The following is an 18,214-nucleotide window of genomic DNA, read 5'->3' as shown; positions in this document are numbered from 1 at the left end:
ATCTCTTTAAAATTTTTGTTCGGACTCTCTCGAAAGATCATATCCTACGCTACCAAGTGGATAGATATTAAACATAAACATAATACCTTCTCTATTCACTGAGTCAACACTTGCACTCGTTAATTTAGGCGTTATTTTATCTCTATATTGTATAGAATAATCCCAGCACTTCAAACTCTTTTTAAACCCAATATTCCATGATCTAAATTGATCATCTTGTACATCATAATCAACACTTGAGAAAATATTATAATGTGTGAAATATTTACTGTCAGCATATAGAGTCACAAAGCTATAATCTTTATTAGATGAAATATCTTGGCTCACTTTATAAATTGTATTTTCTCGATATGTTTTATCTTGGTAGGTATAGCGTAATGATGTCGAATAAATATCATCGGCATAATTAATAGAAACTTGATTACGAGACACTTTACTAAATTCATGGGAATAATGTAAATTATGCCCTAAATAAATTTTATCGGTTACATAGTATTTGAGATCATTTTCCAAATCACCATACTTATAATCGTAGTCACTGTAGTAAATCTGTTTTAATGAGTGACTTACTTTCTTTTCACCATCTTCATTATAAAAAAATTCTTTGAGTGTTAAAGAGGTACTTTTAGTCAATGTATTTAAAGCAATAAAATTAGCTACATAACCATTTTCATCCTCTTTACTAGGAAGAATTTGATCAAGATTAAGATACATTGTATGATAAAAATTATCGTACGGTTTTGAAAGTTCTGTATAGAGTGAAAATTTATGATAATTTCTCCAATATTTTCCCTCATTTTCTTGTGTATCATCGTTTCCATAAGCAATATGCGTTGCATAAATATTTTCTGAAACGCTTGCATGTAAATAATCTTCTAAAAATGAAAAATATAAGGTAAATGGAGCATTAAACTCATTTTGAAATGCCGTTATGCCCTCTGAACGTGTATAGTTGTGGGCTTGATAATCAACAGAATAGAGTAAATTATCAAATAAAAGTGGATTTGAAAAATGGTGATAATGTAATGTTGGTAATTCTTGCAATGTTGTATCATTGGTTACTAGTGAAGTATCAATATAATATTTAGCATAAAACCCAAAATAGTCCTCATTGTGCTTAATATAATAATTGAAACGCGAAGTTGCTAATTTATCATAGCTCAACGTATCATTTCTCATCGTATTAAAATAATCTATATCGTTAAGATAATTGATATCAAACCATAAGCCATCTTCAATAGTATTATATTTTTCACTTAAAAGCTGACTACGATCATATGTCATTTGTAAACCATAATGGCTATCATTTTTTAGGTTTTCATCCTTGGCATAGCTACTGTGTTCCTTAAAGTACCCTGTTGTAATAGAACCATTAGAATAGGCAGAGTCTACAAAACGGTAGGTTCCGTGCATTCCTTCACCTCTATTTGTTCGTACCTGCGGGCGAAGCTCTACATCGTAGTTCACATCAGGAGCAAAATAGATAGGCTGCATGTAATAAAAACCCTCTTGGCTACTCATCCCAAATTCAGGCTTTAAAAGTCCTGTACGCCTAGTTTTGTCCGTCGTAAATGAAAAATAAGGGAGGTACAAAACGGGAATATCACCTGCATAAAAGACAGGATTATAAAGATGTAACCATTTGTTTTCTTTATCGAATTCTCCTGACGTAAATGCTATTTTCCAATCAGGGTCTTGAGTATTGCAGCTCGAAACAATGGATTTTTGAGTAATGTAGGTATCAGGATTTAAAATGGCATTTTCACATTTTATCCATACATCGGAACTCTCATCAAAAAAGAAGAGAGGGTCTGAAACGCCTTTGTCGGTATTAAGATTAATCTTGGTATGCCCACTTCTGGAAGCATAATTCACGCCCTCAAGTAGCGTAATATTACCAAAGAGCTCTAAATCACCATTGGCTTGATCATAGAAGGCCTCATCTGCAGTAATAAGATACTTTGGACTATAAAGAACCACATTGCCAACAGCATGGACTAATGTCCCTTCTTTACTCACATTGTTTGCTAAAACTTCTACATCTTGAGGTGTTTTTTGTGTTGGTGCTGCCCATAAGCTTCCCAAAGAAAGCAACAATAGGAAAAAAAATCTAATTCGCATTGATAACCAACGTGTTGGCGACTCTATCATGCCATGTCTCTCTTTTTGGATTTAAATACGCCCATATAAAGCCTAAATAAAATATGGACTCACTAATAATTCTAAACACTGCTCGACTTAACGAAAGGACTAAAGATGGATTTTCTAAATCAGCTGTTGAAATCACTCTGATTTTCATCGCAATCTTTCCTAACGTTGCTCCATACATCCATACAAAAAAAGTTTGATAAATCACTTTTAATACGACAACATAGATAAACAGACTGTTAATAGTATTTAGAAGCTCTTCTGTCGTCACATTTTCAGGCATTTGATCAAGATAAATCAATGAAAAAAGAACGGAAATTAAGATTTCGTCAATCAAATACGCTAGTCCACGCTTTTGTAGTGGCGCTAATGTAATATTTTCGCTTTCAAACTTTTCAATCAACTCTTCATTTGTCATGCTTGAGTGCCTGATATGCAATATCGCTTCTAAATTGTTTTCCAGCAAAATGGACTTGTCCACAAAGCAGGTAGGCACTATCACGTGCCGTTTTGATGCTATCACCTACACCCACGCATAAAAGGACACGTCCGCCTGTTGCATAAAGCTTACCATCTTCAAGGCTGACGCCTGCGTAAGAGATGTGCGTATTTTCGAGATCTTTATGAACATTTTTATCAATAATAATTTCTGCTGGCTTTGAATTGCCATAAGGATAATTTTCACTTGCCATCACGACTGCAATAGCATATTTATTAAAAAATTCTATGTTTAAATTTTTAAGGTTGCCTGTTGCCGCTTTATAAAAAAGCTCGCTCGCAGGTGTTTTTAACAGTGGCATTAAAATCTCGCACTCTGGATCGCCAAAACGAACGTTGTATTCCAAAACAATCGGCTCATTTTTGACGATCATCAAGCCAATAAACAACACACCCTCAAAGGGAGCATTCTCTTTTTGCATACCTGCAAGCGTCGGCTTAACCACACGCTCTTCGACTTTTTTATATAGCACTTCATCAATTAATGGGGTTGGTGCATATGCACCCATTCCACCCGTATTAGGTCCAATATCATTATCTTTCAAACGTTTGTGATCTTGTGCTGCGGGAAGAATTTTATAATCCACACCATCACAAATAACAAATAAGGAGAGCTCATACCCATCCAAAAATTCTTCGACAACGACGCCAAGCCCTGCATCACCAAAACTTTTACCGCTGAGCATATCACTCACAGCCTCTTTCGCTTCGTCTTTGCTTTGCGCGATGATGACACCTTTACCGGCACACAAACCATCGGCTTTTACAACGATAGGGAGATCAAGGGTTTCGATAAAATCATTGGCTTTTTTAGCATCACTCGTTTCGATAAATTTTGCGGTTGGAATGTTATAGCGAGAAAGGAAGTTTTTCATAAAGATTTTCGAGCCCTCTAAACGAGCTGCTGCTTTGGATGCACCAAAAATGACTAAACCTTTGGCTTTGAAAATATCGACAATACCATCCACCAAAGCGGTTTCTGGTCCGACAACGGTCAGATCGATGCCATTTTCTTTAGCAAAATTGGCTAATGCTTCATAATCTTTACAGGTAACATTGCTTCCAAGTTGTGGCGTTGCACCATTGCCCGGTGCGAAAAAAAGTTCAGTTACGTTTGGATCACGTTTCAGTGCTAAACCTATAGAATATTCTCTGCCACCACTACCAACAACCATTACCTTCATTAATATTTCTCCAAAAAAATCTATTTCGTTTACATGTAAAAACCCAAGTGAGCGTTCCGTGATTGAAGCGGCCCTAATAAGCCAACTTCTGGGAGTCGACCTTTTCTTTAGGCTGCAATCTCTCACTTTTTACAAAGCTCAAACGAAACCACAGGCACACCAAAAATGTACGTATTCCCGTATACTAATTGTTGGACCCTCATGAAAACGGTTGTCGCTTCACCCAGGCGAGGCAAACTACTAAACTTCTTTAATTATAAAGGAATTTAGCTTCTAAAGAGCTTTTGCCAAGGCGACGCACGCCTCAATACTTTGAGAGGAAGAGACAATCTTTTTAACATGTGAAGGCAGAGCGGAAGCTGTTTTTTCACCAATAGCAATGGCGGTATAACTCTCATCCCAGTCAAAATTTTTCATAAAGCAGTGTACCGTAGAGGGTGAAGTAAAAATAAGTTTAGATTCTTTTAAAGGGGTAAAAGAAGAAGGATAATACTTACATTTTGTCTCATACACAATGCGTTGTTCTATGTCAATATGGTTTACATGTAAAATTTCAAACAGTGAAGAGGAAACCTCTTTCGCGCGGGGAAAGAAGACCTTTTGATTGGTTAAAAGAGGAGTGAGTATTTGGGCAAATGCGTCGCCATACGACTCTTTACATGTAAAGACTAAATTGCCGCCACACTTCTTTATAAACGAAGCTGTTCCTTCGCCGATGGCATAGGCTTTTTTATCTTTCCATGCTCTGCCATTTCGATCGAGCGCTTTAACACTATTTTTTGAGGTAAAAATGATGGCATCAAATCCTTCCAAATCAAGAGGCGTTGGATCAAACACAATCTCAAAAAGTGGGAGATGCACTACCCCTTCATACGCTTTATCGCTGAAGAGGTAGATCATCGTCTGTTATTCCCATTCAATCGTTGCAGGTGGTTTTGAGGAGATGTCATACACCACGCGGTTAATGCCAGCCACTTCATTGATAATACGTCGGCTGATATTTTCCAAAATCGTATGTGGGATGTGTGCGAAGGTTGCGGTCATACCGTCTGTTGCATCCACAATTCGGACACAGATGGTATTATCATACGTTCGATTATCACCCATGACGCCAACACTTTTCACATTTAAAAGAACCGTAAAGGCTTGCCACGTTTTGTCATAGTATCCAGATGAACGAAGCTCTTGAAGCATAATGACATCGGCTGCGCGTAAAAGCTTTAAATCCTCTTTCGTAACTTCCCCCATGATGCGAATAGCTAAACCCGGTCCTGGGAAAGGATGGCGAGAAAGCATATCTTTTGGAAGCCCTAATTCTGCTCCTAAAATACGTACCTCATCTTTAAAGATTTCACGAAGAGGCTCAATCAGTTCAAACGTCATCCAATCAGGCAAACCACCAACATTATGATGTGATTTGATCGTTTTGGAAGGGCCTTTGACCGATACAGATTCAATCACATCGGTATAAAGCGTACCTTGAGCTAAAAAATGAATTCCATCATGTTTTTTCGCCTCTTCATCAAACACTTCGATAAAGGTTTCGCCGATGATTTTACGTTTTTTTTCAGGATCACTCACACCCGCAAGTCTGCTTAAAAATTTCTCACTTGCATCAATCGTAATGAGGGGAACATTGCGACTTTTAAACATCGTTTCAACTTGTTCACGTTCGTGTGCTCGCAGCAGTCCATTGTCCACGAACACGGAAACAAGTTGATCGCCAATCGCTTCAGCTAAAAGGGTTGCCACCACAGAGCTATCAACGCCACCACTGACACCGCATAAGACTTTTTTAGAACCAACCTTTTCACGAATCTTCGCAATTTGCTCTTTCGCAAATGAGCCCATATTCCAAGTACTTTCGCAGCCACAAATGTATTTTGCAAAGTTCTTTAAAAGCTTACTACCTTGTTCTGAATGAAAAACTTCTGGGTGAAATTGAAAGGCATACATATTGCGTTTTTCATCGGCAATAGCCGCATACGGTGAGTTTTCGCTGTACCCAATTTTCTCAAATCCCACTGGTAATGCTTCCACTTTATCGCCATGGCTCATCCAAACAATTTGTCCACATGGTGTGTCTTTAAAAATTTTATGGTCACTCTCAAATTGCAGTTTTGCCTTACCATACTCTTGATGCGTCGCAGGAATAACACTTCCACCAAAATGTTGCGTTAAAAGTTGCATTCCATAACAAATACCAAGAAGAGGCAAACCAAGTGCGTAAACAGCAGGATCAGGATGATACGAGTCTTTCGCATATACAGACGCAGGACCACCACTTAAAATAATACCTTTTGGGTTACGTTTTTGAATATCTTCAATCTTCTCATTGTAAGGCACGATCTCACAGTAAACACCGCTCTCACGGAGCTTACGTGCAATCAACTGAGTGTATTGTGAACCAAAATCTAAGACTAAGATGGGGACTTCTTTCATTTATTTCCTTCTATTAAAATATGCCAATAATTTCAAACTGAATATACCAAATCACCAGCGAGAGAACATAGCCAGCAAACACTGTCCATGCGTATTTCATATGCGTTCCAAAGGTATAAATACCTCTAAGTTTTCCCATAACACCCACGCCTGCAGCAGAACCAAAGCTAATCAAACTCCCACCAATACCTGCGGTCATTGTTACCAATAACCATTGATCGTCGTTCATCGTAGGATTGGCTTTTAACACGGCACTCATCACCGGGACATTATCGACGATAGCCGATAAAAAGCCTACGCCAATGTTAACCGTGGTTGCACCTGCACTATCATACAATTTTGCAGCTAAATCTAAGAAACCTAAAAAATGAAGCCCTCCAACCGCAGCTAAAATACCAAAGAAAAAGAACAGTGTATCGTATTCAATTTTACTGATGGATTGAAAAATACTGATAAATTCATTGCTTCTACGTTTAAGCTGATAGGTGTAGAGCTTAAGTAAAGAGAGTCCAAAAACCATACCCCACATCGGTGGTATATGGAAAAGTTGTTGACATAAAACGGCACAGATAATGGTAATAACACCTAAAGCAATCACCACTTTTCCACCTTTTAAGATCACAACCCTTTGTTCAACACTGGCGTCAAAATGGGGCTTTGTCTTGGGAACAGATAAGGAGAGTAACCAACCCGTGAGCAACCACCCTAAAAAGGCGGCAAGGAAAAGTCCAAAAAATTCAACAAACGTAGCTTTACCTGCCATCCATGTCATTAACGTAGTGATGTCACCAAAAGGGCTCCAAGCGCCACCAGCATTGGCACCTACAACAATGTTAATCGCACCTGGGACTAAAAAGAGTTTATCCTCTTTTTCGATTGTGATCAGAACTGTGGAGAGAATTAAGGCCGTAGTGAGGTTATCTGCAACAGGACTAATAAAAAACGCTAAGCTTCCTGTTAACCAAAATAGTTTTTTATACGAATAGCCTTTTGAAACTAAATTATATTTCAGCGCATCAAAAACACGTCGTTCAATCATCGTTTCAATGTAGGTCATTGCTACCATTAAGAAGAAAAAGATCTCTGCGATCTCTAAAATAAGAGCATCAAGTTCATGCGTTAAAGGTGTATTATCCATCCCATTTACGGCAAAATAAATACCAATGAGAATAAAAATGAATGTTCCCATAAACAAAGCAGGTTTTGATTTATTGATATGAAATTTTTCCTCAGCGGCTACGACATAATACCCCACAACGAAGAGGATTAATGAGACGATTCCAACCCAAGTATTAGTAAGATTTTGACCACTTGACGCCCAAATGGTATTAACTAAAACAAATAGCGCTACTAAGATTCGCATAGGTCATTCCCTTGTTGTAAATAGTGTGCACCCAGTGATTCTTTTCGATTAAGCGCACTGGTAATAATTTCAAGTGACACTAAAAGTCGAAGTCTCAGCAGTTTTCCAATGGATAATGCTAACATCTCTTCCACTCTCTTTTTTGCTTTTTCCAAATTTTTTGGTTCTCGCAGGATGCCTGCATAATACCACATCAAATGGCGTAACTCATTTTTAAGCACCTTGTCATTTTCGTGTATCAGCACTTCTTCAACTTCGCTAAACGTACGCTGTACCTTTGGTTCGAAGATACTCTGTTTGATCTCCTCTGCCACACGAGCGGAGAACACTAATCCTTCAAGCAATGAGTTACTTGCAAGTCTGTTTGCTCCATGCACACCGGTATTTGCGCACTCGCCAACGGCATAAAGATCTTTTACATGTAAAACGTTTCCTCGCAAATCCGTTTTAATGCCACCCATGGAGTAGTGAAAGGCTGGAGAGATAGGAATTCGCTGTTCAGGTACGTTGTAGCCAATATTGGTCATATTAAAATAGATACTCGGAAAACGCTGTGCAAAATGCTCTTTGGTAAAGGCACTTAAGTCTAAATAGACCTCTTTACCCGTTTTTTGTTTATAGCGAAAAATGGCACGACTCACCACATCGCGGGGTGCAAGTTCGCCTCGTGGATCATAATCAAACACAAACCGTCTCCCATCTTCATCCACCACCATGGCGCCCTCGCCTCTGAGCGACTCGCTTAAAAGCTGTTTACGAACGCTGTTGCCAAGCACAAAAGCGGTAGGGTGAAACTGCATCATTTCCATATCTGCAAGTGCAATGCCATGACTCAAACAAATGCCTTGCATATCGGCACTAATCGTTCGCGCATTGGTGTGATACTCGTAAAGAGACCCTACTCCACCACTGGCAATAATGACTTTTTTAGCATAAAGATTAAAAATTTTATCGGCATGAAAAACACGTGCACCATAACAGACACCCTCATCAATCAATAGGTCAGTGACTTGCGTGTTATAAAGAATAGGAAAAGGAAGTTGTTGCATTAAAAAAAGGTGAATGTAGCGCCCTGTGGCGTCACCACCTGCGTGTAAAATGCGGTTGGTGCTGTGTGCTGCTTCTTTGGTGTAGAGAAGATTTCCATCTTCATCTTTGTCAAAATGAAATCCCATATTGATTAAACGTTTGATCGCAATCGGCCCTTCAGAACAGAGCACATTAACCGCCTCTGGGTCACAATGTCCTGCCCCAGCGCCGAGTGTATCTTTTACATGTAAAGGTATGTCAGCCGTATCTTTGGCAACGGCGACACCACCTTGTGCGTAAAAGGTATTGCATTCCCATGCGTAATCTTTAGAGACAATAAGCACACTCAGTGAGCGTGGTAGTGCAAGTGCCGTACTTAAACCCGCAATGCCTGTACCAATAATTAAAACATCATACGACGTTTTCATTTGACGGTTGTGCGTATATTTTTAGGATAGGTCGTTGTGTTACTGTCTTTGTAAATAGGAGGACCCTTGAAACCACAACCAAAAAGAGCAAAGCCCAAACATGCTATAATGAGAACATGAAAGATTCTAAAAGTATAATTTCTCATCTCGTACAACAACCTTCTATGAAGAAATATGAGCAGGTGCGTTGTTATGACAGATTGCTCAGTTTATTACCCAAAAGCTTCACAAGCATGATACGCTTTGTGTACACCAAAAACGATACGCTCTTTTTTGTACTCAATCATCCTTGTGCCAAAATGGAATTTAATTATAAACGTAATTTAATAAAGAGTCTATTAAAAGAGGTTCATGCACATTTTCCAGAGTGTGCTTGTTTACATGTAAACGAGGTTCAAGCCTTTGTCACGAATCAAAAAAACGAAGAAGAGGCGTTGATTGCCTCTGCTAATTCAGAAATTTTCTATGCGGAACAAGCCACGGGAGCCTTTGAAACGCTGTGTGAGGATGAAAAACTGCGCGCACTTTTTGAAGCGATTAAAGAGACCATTACAAAAAATCGATCATGCTAGCCCAAAAACTTAAAAACGCTCCGCACAATGCGGGAATTTACCAATATTTTAACGCGCAAGGCATGCTATTATATGTGGGCAAGGCCAAAAGCATTAAAAATCGTGTGAAGAGCTATTTTCGCTTTTCGGGTGAACTGAGTGCTGCGCCTAATCTCTCACCGCGCATCGCCAAGATGATTAGTGAAGTCGAAAATGTCGAATACATCGTCGTGCAAAGCGAACACGACGCACTCATTTTGGAAAACTCGCTGATCAAACAGCTCAAACCCAAGTACAACATTTTATTGCGCGACGATAAAACCTACCCGTACATCGCCATCAATCTTGCTGAGCCGTTCCCCCGTTTTGAGATCACACGTAAAATTGTCAACGATAAGCATATGAAGTATTTTGGTCCCCTTTCAGGTTCAGCTAAGGCACTTTTAGATGCGCTTTATTTAGCTTTTCCACTGGTGCAAAAGAAGGGCTGTTTGAAAGGCAAAAAAGCCTGTTTGTTTCACCAGATTCACCGCTGTTTAGCACCGTGTGAACAAAAGATAGACACCGAAGCGTACGCCAAAATTGTCCAAGAAGCCTTGGAAGCTTTAAGCGATCAAAAAAAGCTCGTTACCCTTTTACATGTAAAGATGGAAGAGGCTTCGATGAAGCTCAATTTTGAAGAGGCGGCGAAGCTTCGTGACATCATCAATTCCATTAAAGACGCTTTACATGTAACGCATGTAGAACTCTCAAAACTGGAAGATTACGATGTCTTTGCAGTTGAGATCATGGAAAAAACAGCAGTGATTATGCGTCTGTTTATTCGTGGTGGCAAAATCGTCTCGACATCGCACACACTCATGCACAATGCGTACGGTTTTGAGAAAGAGGAGCTGTATCAACGCGCACTCTTTGAGTTTTACAACCCGATGAATCAAACCTTTGCCAAGCAGATTCTCATCGCAGAATCCTTTAACGAACACGAAGATATGAGTCAATTTTTAAGTGAAAAATTTGGGCAAAAGATCACCATTAGCGTCCCACAACGCGGTGAAAAACTGCATTTAACCTCTATGGCGCAAGAGAATGCCAAAACAATTTTAATTCAACACAGCACCAAAAACAATAATTCTCTCACAGAACAGATGCAAGTGCTATTTGATTTTACAGCCCTTCCCAAACGCATTGAAATTTTTGATAACTCCCATCTTGGAGGCAAATCCCCCGTCGGAGGCATGGTCGTTTGGGATGAAGGGTTTGACAAGGCTAGTTACCGCCGTTACGAACTTCACCACAGCGATGAGTATGCACAAATGCGAGAAATGTTAGAGCGTCGCATTAATGATTTTTCCAAAGAATCTGCTCCCGATCTTTGGGTGCTCGATGGAGGCGAAACCATTTTAAAATTGGCGAAAAGTCTGCTCTCTCAAAAAGGGGTACACGTCGATTTACTCGCCATTGCTAAAGAAAAACGCGACGCCAAAGCAAACCGCTCAAAAGGCAGTGCGCACGATCTTCTCTACAATCAAAACCAATCGTTTGAGCTCCCCACGAGTGATAAACGTTTGCAGTTTATCCAACGCCTTAGGGATGAAGCGCACCGCTTTGCCATCACCTATCATCAAAAGAAAAAACGAGGTCGCGATATGAGTTTGGAACTTCAGACCATTGAAGGCGTAGGAGCAGCAACAATCAAAAAATTACTGCTTTACTTTGGAACCTTTGAAGCCATCTATGAAGCGAGTCAAGAAGAGCTAGAGGTCACCGTAGGTAAGAAGCTTGGTGCTAATCTATTTCAGAGCTTAAAAAAGTAGGTTAGTTTTAAGTATAAGTGAGTTAAAATGGAATTTTCAACGTTCACTCAAGGATCGTCATTTGATACTTTACGATAAAAGTGGTCTATTTCTAGGAATGGGAACCCAAGAGTTGTATCTATTAGGATACGAAGACATGGAAGAGTTTCGTAATTATCACAATGATTTTGCCGACCTCTTTGTGAACAAACCTGGCTTTATCTTTAAGTTCAAAAACTTCTCATGGATTGATTATGCTCAGCATAGCGGTACACCCAATAAACGCGTTTTGATCAAAACCAAAAATGGTAAAGAAATTGAGACATCACTAGCTATTAACGAAATATACCTCCAAAAAGAGATGAATGGATCATTTCTTTTCTACAGTGTGGAACTGAACAACGCTCCATTTAAACATGATCTACCTCTTTCAACGAACAAATCTCCAGCTTCTGCACCTATGGTCGAACAAGAATTAACTCCTAGCTTCATTCCGCATGAAGAGGCTTTTGTGGAATATGCCCCACCATCCTTGTCATCTGATATTAACTTTGATACCCCGTTATCTTTATCTACTACAGAACGAGAGGATGATTTCATAGCACCCACACTCAAACCTTTAGAAGAGACGTTTGATGAATCTAAAGAAGAGAGTGATTTGAAAATTGGTTCATCACTTCCTTTCCCAGAAGATTCATTTGATTTTAAACTTAAATTTGACGATCATATTTTAGAAGAACCTAAAAGTGATGAGAAACAAAATGAAGACACATCTTTTGAATATCACTCGATCGACCAAATTAAAATCAATGATCTTGATTTTGTAGCACCTATTGAAAATTATCCCGATGACAAAGAAGAAAATCTCCGTGAAGATACAACACTCTTTGTTGAAGAGCTCAGAAAAGCACCAGCACCGCTACTCGTAGAAGATGAAGAGTTTGATCTTGCACAGTGTGCGGAAGAGCTAGGACTGGATATTAGCACGTTAGCACAAATCCTTGAAGAGTATATCAATGCCTTAAATATTGCAATGCCCCTTCTGTTGCAAGCTATTAATGACAATAACCGCAACAATGCAAAAGAAGAGATTACAAAACTCAAGAGCATTGCACTTCATTTACAAATAGCCTCACTTTCCAATCAATTTGAGCATCTAGAGACCAGTTTAGAGTTTGATACCAAAGAAGAAATTCTCCAGACATTAAAAAACCTTCAAGATTCAGTTGCTCGTTTTAAGGAGAATGTTTTATGAATAAACTGATATTGGGCCTTCTTTTACCTCTATCTTTCTTATTTGCAGATAGCTTTCGAGATGCAATGATGGAGTATAAAAGTGGTAACTTCACACATGCTAAAGAGCTATTTGAACTCTCGATTAAGAAAGAAAATTCAGTGCAAGGATATTTTTACCTTGGCAAAATGTATCTTTACGGTGAAGGCGTTGAAGCCAACCCAGCACTTGCTATTCCCTACTTAGAACAAGCGGTGATGAAAGGCAATATTAAGGCAAAATGTTACCTTGCCGAAGCCTATCTTAAAAATAAAGTCAAACATGATGAGGCTGTTTCCCTCCTCAACCAAGGGGCAAAAGATAGCGTTACATGTAAAGACATTGCTTCTACTTACAATATACTACTAAACAGTTAATAAAGGACTCCGACCATGAAATTAACGACTCAGCATACTTTAAAGCTTATCAGTCAATATCCTCTGATTATTCTTTTTATTTTTTCCAGTTACTTTCTCTTCTTATCATACAAACAATTTGATACAACGTTAACACTGAAAAATAAAATAGAAAGTACCAGAGTTTTAAGCACACTCTCTATTGAGCTTGCAAAAGAGAGAGGACTGAGCGCTTCTTATATTTCAAGTCAAGGAAGTATTGCAAAAGAATCTCTCCAAGAACAACGCGTAGCTGTTACAAAAGCCATTACAGAATTTCATAACTTTTATCAAACACATGAAGTAACACCAAATATTAAAAATACTATCCTCTACCTTAACAAGGTTGGTGATATGCGTCAAGCAGTCGATAAATTTTCGATTGACTTTAATAAAATGTTCTTTGATTACTATAGTCAGGTTAATACATTTCTCTTAAAAGAGCTTGAGACACTTGGAACCATCAATTCCAACTCCAATATCTCGAACCTCACATACTCCTTAATTTCTGCCTACAAAAATATTGAATACTTAGGACAAGAAAGAGGTTTCGTTTCTAAAATCCTCAGTCAATATGTCCCTTTTAGCCCTAAGGATCTTGAAATTTGGATTAGTATTTTTGGTGTTTCCAATATTTTTGATCATACTACTATTAATGACCAAGGAACACGCACACAAATTGAAACGCTTTATAAACTCCCAGAGAATATTAAACTTGATGAGGAAATCACCCAAGTAAAGGCTGAACTTATTACAGCGGCACAAAGCGGCGAATACTTAATCGACCCTACGCTCTGGTTTGGTCTCTTAACGAAAAAAATTGATATTCTTGACAAATCTGCTCAAATTATTAAAGCTTCTCTTAATGTAGAAGAAAAAAACTATGATACTCAAAATATGGGTCAATTGATTGGTGCAGGGCTTACATGGATTATTTCCATCATTTTGATGTTCTTAGGACTAGGACTTTCAGGACAATTTAGAAAGAATGTTCAAGGCCTTGAAAATATCTTTACACGTGTTGAAGAGCTTGCCGAAACAAAAGAAAAAGTTGACTTTAATACAGCGGAAGGTATGAACGTTGCCTACGGTATTATCGATCGAGCCATTGAAAACATTGCCAAAGAAAAGAAAAATGCGGAAGAAGCCAGTGCTGCAAAAAGTATCTTCTTAGCTAATATGTCCCATGAGATTAGAACGCCGCTTAATGGTATTATTGGATTTACAGAACTTTTGAAAAATTCTGATCTCGATGAAGAAAAACGCGAATTTGTGGATGTTATTGAAAAAAGTTCTGAAAACCTTTTAGCCATTATTAATAATATTCTTGACCTTTCTAAAGTGGAAAGCAATAAAATTGAAATCGACGAAATTCTCTTCTCCCCTATTGATGAGTTTGAGAATGCCGTTGAAGTGTATGGACCTAAAGCTGCTGAGAAAAATATTCAGCTCTCCTTGTATATTGACCCTAGCTTACACAATTATCTTAAAAGTGATGCTGTTAAGATCAAAGAAGTGCTCATCAATCTGATGAGTAATGCTGTTAAATTTACTCCAAACAATGGTCAAATCACGGTAGAAATCAAACGTGTCGATAATGCACCGCTTGATAAAGCTCGCGTACTCTTTAGTGTACAAGATTCAGGTATTGGTATTAACAAAGATAAAATCGAAGGTATTTTTGATGCCTTTAATCAAGCTGATTCTACAATTACACGAAAGTTTGGAGGTACAGGACTTGGCCTAACCATCTCATCAAAATATATTGCTCTTATGGGTGGTCGTTTAGAAGTTGAAAGTGACGAAGGTAAAGGTAGCCGCTTCTTCTTTGTATTAGACCTTTTAGAGTCAAGTTCAAGCGGTACCGACTATAAAGATCATTTCAATGACTTTAACTGTGCCATCTATTCACCTCTAAATAGTAATAAAGCACACACTGAGTTTATGTATGATTACTTTACTTATTTTGGAGCACATGCAAAATACTATACAGATTTTCCTGCACTTAAAAATCTTATCTTTAAAGCAGGAAGCAATATCATCGTCGCTGATTATAACAATCTGACCAAAGAAGAGCTTGAAGAGTATAAAAAAATCAAGTTACCTATTATTCTAATCTTTAAATCTTCTCAACAGGTTAAGTACAATGAGTTTAATACGAAATACATTACACCAATTTATGAGCCAATCAACGTATCAAAACTTGTTAGAGCGTTAGAATCCAAACGCGAATTTTTACCTGCAAAAGAAGACCGTATTGAGCCACAACCATTGCCAAAAGTTACTTTTGGCAAGAAATTTAAAGCAAATGTACTTGTTGCCGAAGATAATGAGATTAATCAAAAATTAATTCGAAGAACATTAGAAGATTTAGGCCTTAATATTACGATTGTACCTAATGGTCTTCAAGCTGTAGAACGCCGACGTAATGACAATTTTGATATGATCTTTATGGATATTGCGATGCCCGTTATGGATGGTATTGAAGCAACGCATAAAATTCTCGAATATGAAGAAAAAAACCATCTCCCCCATATTCCTATTGTTGCAATTACTGCTAATGCACTCAAAGGTGATCGCGAGCGTTTTATGAAAGAAGGGTTGGATGAATACATCACCAAACCAATCAAAAAAGACAGCATTATTAGTATTCTTAACCTCTTTATTCAAGATAAAATTGATTTTGCAGCTCAAGAGGAAGTTCCTTCGGTAGACGTCAAACAAGCTGCAGTAGAGCATCAGCCTATTGAGACAAATATGCCTCTTCTATCTGAAGAAGTCCCTCATTTGTCAACAAGCATCGAAGATATGCAAACCCCTATTACTGAAGAGAAAAGTAATGAGTCAATCGTTCCAACCATTGAAATCAAAGATGTACTTGTTTTGAAGAAAAGCCCTATTGAAACGAAAATATTTACAAGTGTTTTAAGTAAAATGTGTGAATACGTTGAATCAGCAACTTCATACAATGATTTTAAACAAAAAATTGGATCAAAACACTACAAAGTTATTCTTTTTGATAAAGAGATGCTTCTTGATGATATAGAAATATTTTCAACATGGATTCAGTCAACTGAAAAAGAACATAATGTAGGCAAAATCCATACAATTATGTTTATTGATCCAAAAGACAAAAATCAAGATACCACCGTTGCCTTTGATGCTATTTTACCAAATCAAATTAGCAAAAAAGACCTTGAGACACTTATCCATAAGTTTATTTAAAAGGGCCATATGATGGGAAAACAATTAAAGATTTTAGCAGTTGATGATGATTTTATTAATCTCAAGCTCATTAGTTCAATGCTGCGCAAGAATGCACATGTTGGTGTTATTATCGAAGCTACCAATGGATTAGATGCTATCAATCTCTTAAAGATGCAAGGAGATATTGATCTCGTATTACTTGATATCAAAATGCCTGTTATGGATGGTATTGAATTTTTAACGAATATTCAATCTATGATAGAATTTAAAAAACTTCCTGTCATTGTTTTAACTACTGATGAAACTCGTAAACATGAAGCCTTTGATCATGGAGCTTTTGATTTTTTAGTCAAACCTATTAGAGAGCATGAACTTAGCAGTAAAATAGCAAAAGTTGCTGATCTATTTTGATCAGCAACTACGTTTTTGTATCACTTCATTTATCTTATAATACAATGAAGTAATTTCCTCTTTCTTTTCAATAAAACTATTTTTATTTGCAATTAAATACGCTGAAGAATCTAAAATTGTTTCAACAACCTTAAGTCCATTTTGCTTCATTGTACTACCTGTTTCTACAATATCAACGATCACATCTGATAGCCCTACAAGAGGCGCTAATTCGATAGAGCCATACAGTTTAATAATATCAACAGCCATTGCTTTTTTAGAAAAATATTTTTGTGTAATATTAGTCATTTTTGTAGCAACTTTTAGTTCTGGAGCACTATAATCAATTGATTTACCCTCTTGAATCCCAACACATACTTTACATTTTCCAATACCAAGATCAAGCAAACGTAAAAGATCCTCATCTTTTTCTTCTAACACATCCAAGCCAACTACTCCAATATCTGCAGATTGATGCAAAACATAAGCTGGAACATCCTGATTTCGAACCAATAAAAATCGAAAACCATCTGCTTCTAAAATCAATTTACGATCATCAAAACGAAATGCTGTTCCAAAAATTTTCTCAAAAATTTCTAAAGTCTCTTCTGCAATTCTGCCCTTTGGCAATGCCACTGTTAACATTCTTTTCCCTTTTCTATTTTTAATTACGGTCTCAGGCAAAGCCAAAAAACCTACGCTCTGCTGCTGTGGCCCTAAAGCTTGCCTCTAACGAGGCAGAAATTTCTACTATTCTAAATGTGCTTCTTTGATAGTTTTGAGCATTCCCCTAAAAATCAGCGTACGATCAAAAATCGCATTACTGAAAAATTTAGAGAAAAATTTTCCATCACCACCTGTAAAAAAAATTCTTTTATCTTTACATGTAATTTCTAAAAGCATGATAATTGATTTAATAACACCATATGAAATAGCATCATTCGTCTTCTGCGGTAGTGCATCAAGTGATATACTTGGATTAATGGGAAGCATAAGACGAGGTGAAATGGAAGCATAACACTTCTCATAGGCACTAAGCCCTGGCAAAATAAAGCCTCCTAAGTGCATTCCTCCTGACATGATATCAACTGTTATTGCACTTCCTGCATCGACAATCATACCATCCCTTATTGTTGAACACGCAGCAATACGGTCAATTCCCATGCCTTGATAAATCGTATCAAACTCGAAGAAAGGTTCCAAATCAATAAAATTATTTTTCGACTGAAGTGTAGTTTTGAGAGCTTCACTAACACTAATATAATAAACTTTTTCTGTAGCTACAAACTCTTTAAATTGTTTATGCGGTATTGTCCATACTTTACCATCTTGATAAAAATCTGCATTTGAGTTACCAATATCACATAAAATCATTCATAAACCTTCCAACCATTTTCATGAAGTAAGAGTGCTGCCTTTGAACATACGGGTGCTTGTACTAATAAGTGCTTATACTTATAGGCATGCTGGAAATGTAATTCTAATGCACACGTAAATTCAATAATTTCTTGTA

15 protein-coding genes are annotated in these 18,214 nt (G+C 37.6%); 6 read left to right on the top strand and 9 right to left on the bottom strand.

What is annotated here, in order from left to right:
• Positions 1–6 precede the first annotated feature (6 nt).
• The 7 genes from SJPD1_RS03540 to nadB form a co-directional block, all read right to left on the bottom strand.
• Positions 7–2,121, bottom strand: coding sequence for an LPS-assembly protein LptD (locus tag SJPD1_RS03540; protein WP_226372238.1), 2,115 nt, complete (start codon positions 2,119–2,121; stop codon positions 7–9).
• Positions 2,111–2,566 carry an RDD family protein gene (locus tag SJPD1_RS03535; RefSeq protein ID WP_096045989.1) on the bottom strand — a complete coding sequence of 152 codons (456 nt, stop codon included), beginning with the start codon at positions 2,564–2,566 and terminating at the stop codon, positions 2,111–2,113. Before SJPD1_RS03535 ends, SJPD1_RS03540 begins: the two co-directional genes overlap by 11 nt.
• Positions 2,556–3,830: a phosphoribosylamine--glycine ligase gene (gene purD, locus SJPD1_RS03530; RefSeq protein ID WP_096045988.1), complete on the bottom strand. Its 1,275-nt coding sequence runs from the start codon at positions 3,828–3,830 to the stop codon at positions 2,556–2,558. The genes SJPD1_RS03535 and purD overlap by 11 nt, the downstream gene beginning before the upstream one ends.
• Positions 3,831–4,103: 273 nt before the next feature.
• Positions 4,104–4,730: a uroporphyrinogen-III synthase gene (locus SJPD1_RS03525; protein ID WP_096045987.1), complete on the bottom strand. Its 627-nt coding sequence runs from the start codon at positions 4,728–4,730 to the stop codon at positions 4,104–4,106.
• A gap of 6 nt (positions 4,731–4,736) precedes the next feature.
• Positions 4,737–6,272 carry a glutamine-hydrolyzing GMP synthase gene (gene guaA / locus SJPD1_RS03520; RefSeq protein ID WP_096045986.1) on the bottom strand — a complete coding sequence of 512 codons (1,536 nt, stop codon included), beginning with the start codon at positions 6,270–6,272 and terminating at the stop codon, positions 4,737–4,739.
• Positions 6,273–6,285: 13 nt separating this feature from the next.
• On the bottom strand, positions 6,286–7,635 hold the full coding sequence (nhaD, locus tag SJPD1_RS03515) for a sodium:proton antiporter NhaD (RefSeq protein WP_096045985.1): 1,350 nt from the start codon (positions 7,633–7,635) through the stop codon (positions 6,286–6,288).
• The gene (nadB, locus tag SJPD1_RS03510; protein WP_096045984.1) at positions 7,623–9,092 is read right to left on the bottom strand and encodes an L-aspartate oxidase; all 1,470 of its coding nucleotides are present in this window, start codon (positions 9,090–9,092) and stop codon (positions 7,623–7,625) included. The genes nhaD and nadB overlap by 13 nt, the downstream gene beginning before the upstream one ends.
• Positions 9,093–9,325: 233 nt before the next feature.
• Between nadB and SJPD1_RS03505 the strand changes: the two genes are divergently transcribed.
• The 6 genes from SJPD1_RS03505 to SJPD1_RS03480 all read left to right on the top strand — a co-directional run bounded on the left by SJPD1_RS03505 (position 9,326) and on the right by SJPD1_RS03480 (position 16,722).
• Positions 9,326–9,664, top strand: coding sequence for a hypothetical protein (locus SJPD1_RS03505; RefSeq protein WP_226372237.1), 339 nt, complete (start codon positions 9,326–9,328; stop codon positions 9,662–9,664).
• Entirely contained in the window at positions 9,655–11,457 is a 1,803-nt protein-coding gene (gene uvrC / locus SJPD1_RS03500; protein WP_210394427.1) for an excinuclease ABC subunit UvrC, read from the top strand. The genes SJPD1_RS03505 and uvrC overlap by 10 nt, the downstream gene beginning before the upstream one ends.
• Before the next feature lie 61 nt (positions 11,458–11,518).
• Complete coding sequence (locus SJPD1_RS03495) at positions 11,519–12,691, top strand: hypothetical protein (protein WP_096045981.1); 1,173 nt, start codon at positions 11,519–11,521, stop codon at positions 12,689–12,691.
• A complete protein-coding gene (locus SJPD1_RS03490; protein ID WP_087437916.1) occupies positions 12,688–13,086 on the top strand; it encodes an SEL1-like repeat protein in 399 nt (132 codons plus the stop codon). Before SJPD1_RS03495 ends, SJPD1_RS03490 begins: the two co-directional genes overlap by 4 nt.
• A gap of 15 nt (positions 13,087–13,101) precedes the next feature.
• Positions 13,102–16,329, top strand: a complete 3,228-nt coding sequence (locus tag SJPD1_RS03485) for an ATP-binding protein (RefSeq protein ID WP_096045980.1) — start codon at positions 13,102–13,104, stop codon at positions 16,327–16,329.
• 12 nt (positions 16,330–16,341) lie between these two features.
• Positions 16,342–16,722: a response regulator gene (locus SJPD1_RS03480; protein ID WP_191342077.1), complete on the top strand. Its 381-nt coding sequence runs from the start codon at positions 16,342–16,344 to the stop codon at positions 16,720–16,722.
• On the opposite strand, the gene hisG is transcribed toward SJPD1_RS03480, so the two are convergent.
• Both hisG and SJPD1_RS03470 read right to left on the bottom strand, forming a co-directional pair.
• Positions 16,723–17,346 (bottom strand): ATP phosphoribosyltransferase, encoded by a 624-nt coding sequence (hisG, locus tag SJPD1_RS03475; RefSeq protein WP_096045978.1) that lies wholly within the window; start codon positions 17,344–17,346, stop codon positions 16,723–16,725.
• A 105-nt stretch (positions 17,347–17,451) separates the two neighbouring features.
• Entirely contained in the window at positions 17,452–18,075 is a 624-nt protein-coding gene (locus SJPD1_RS03470) for a type III pantothenate kinase (protein ID WP_096045977.1), read from the bottom strand.
• Between the last annotated feature and the right edge of the window lie 139 nt (positions 18,076–18,214).

The sequence above is a fragment of the Sulfurospirillum diekertiae genome (assembly GCF_002309535.1).
Taxonomy (GTDB): Bacteria; Campylobacterota; Campylobacteria; order Campylobacterales; family Sulfurospirillaceae; genus Sulfurospirillum; species Sulfurospirillum diekertiae.
This window is presented reverse-complemented; position numbering and strand designations above follow the sequence as displayed.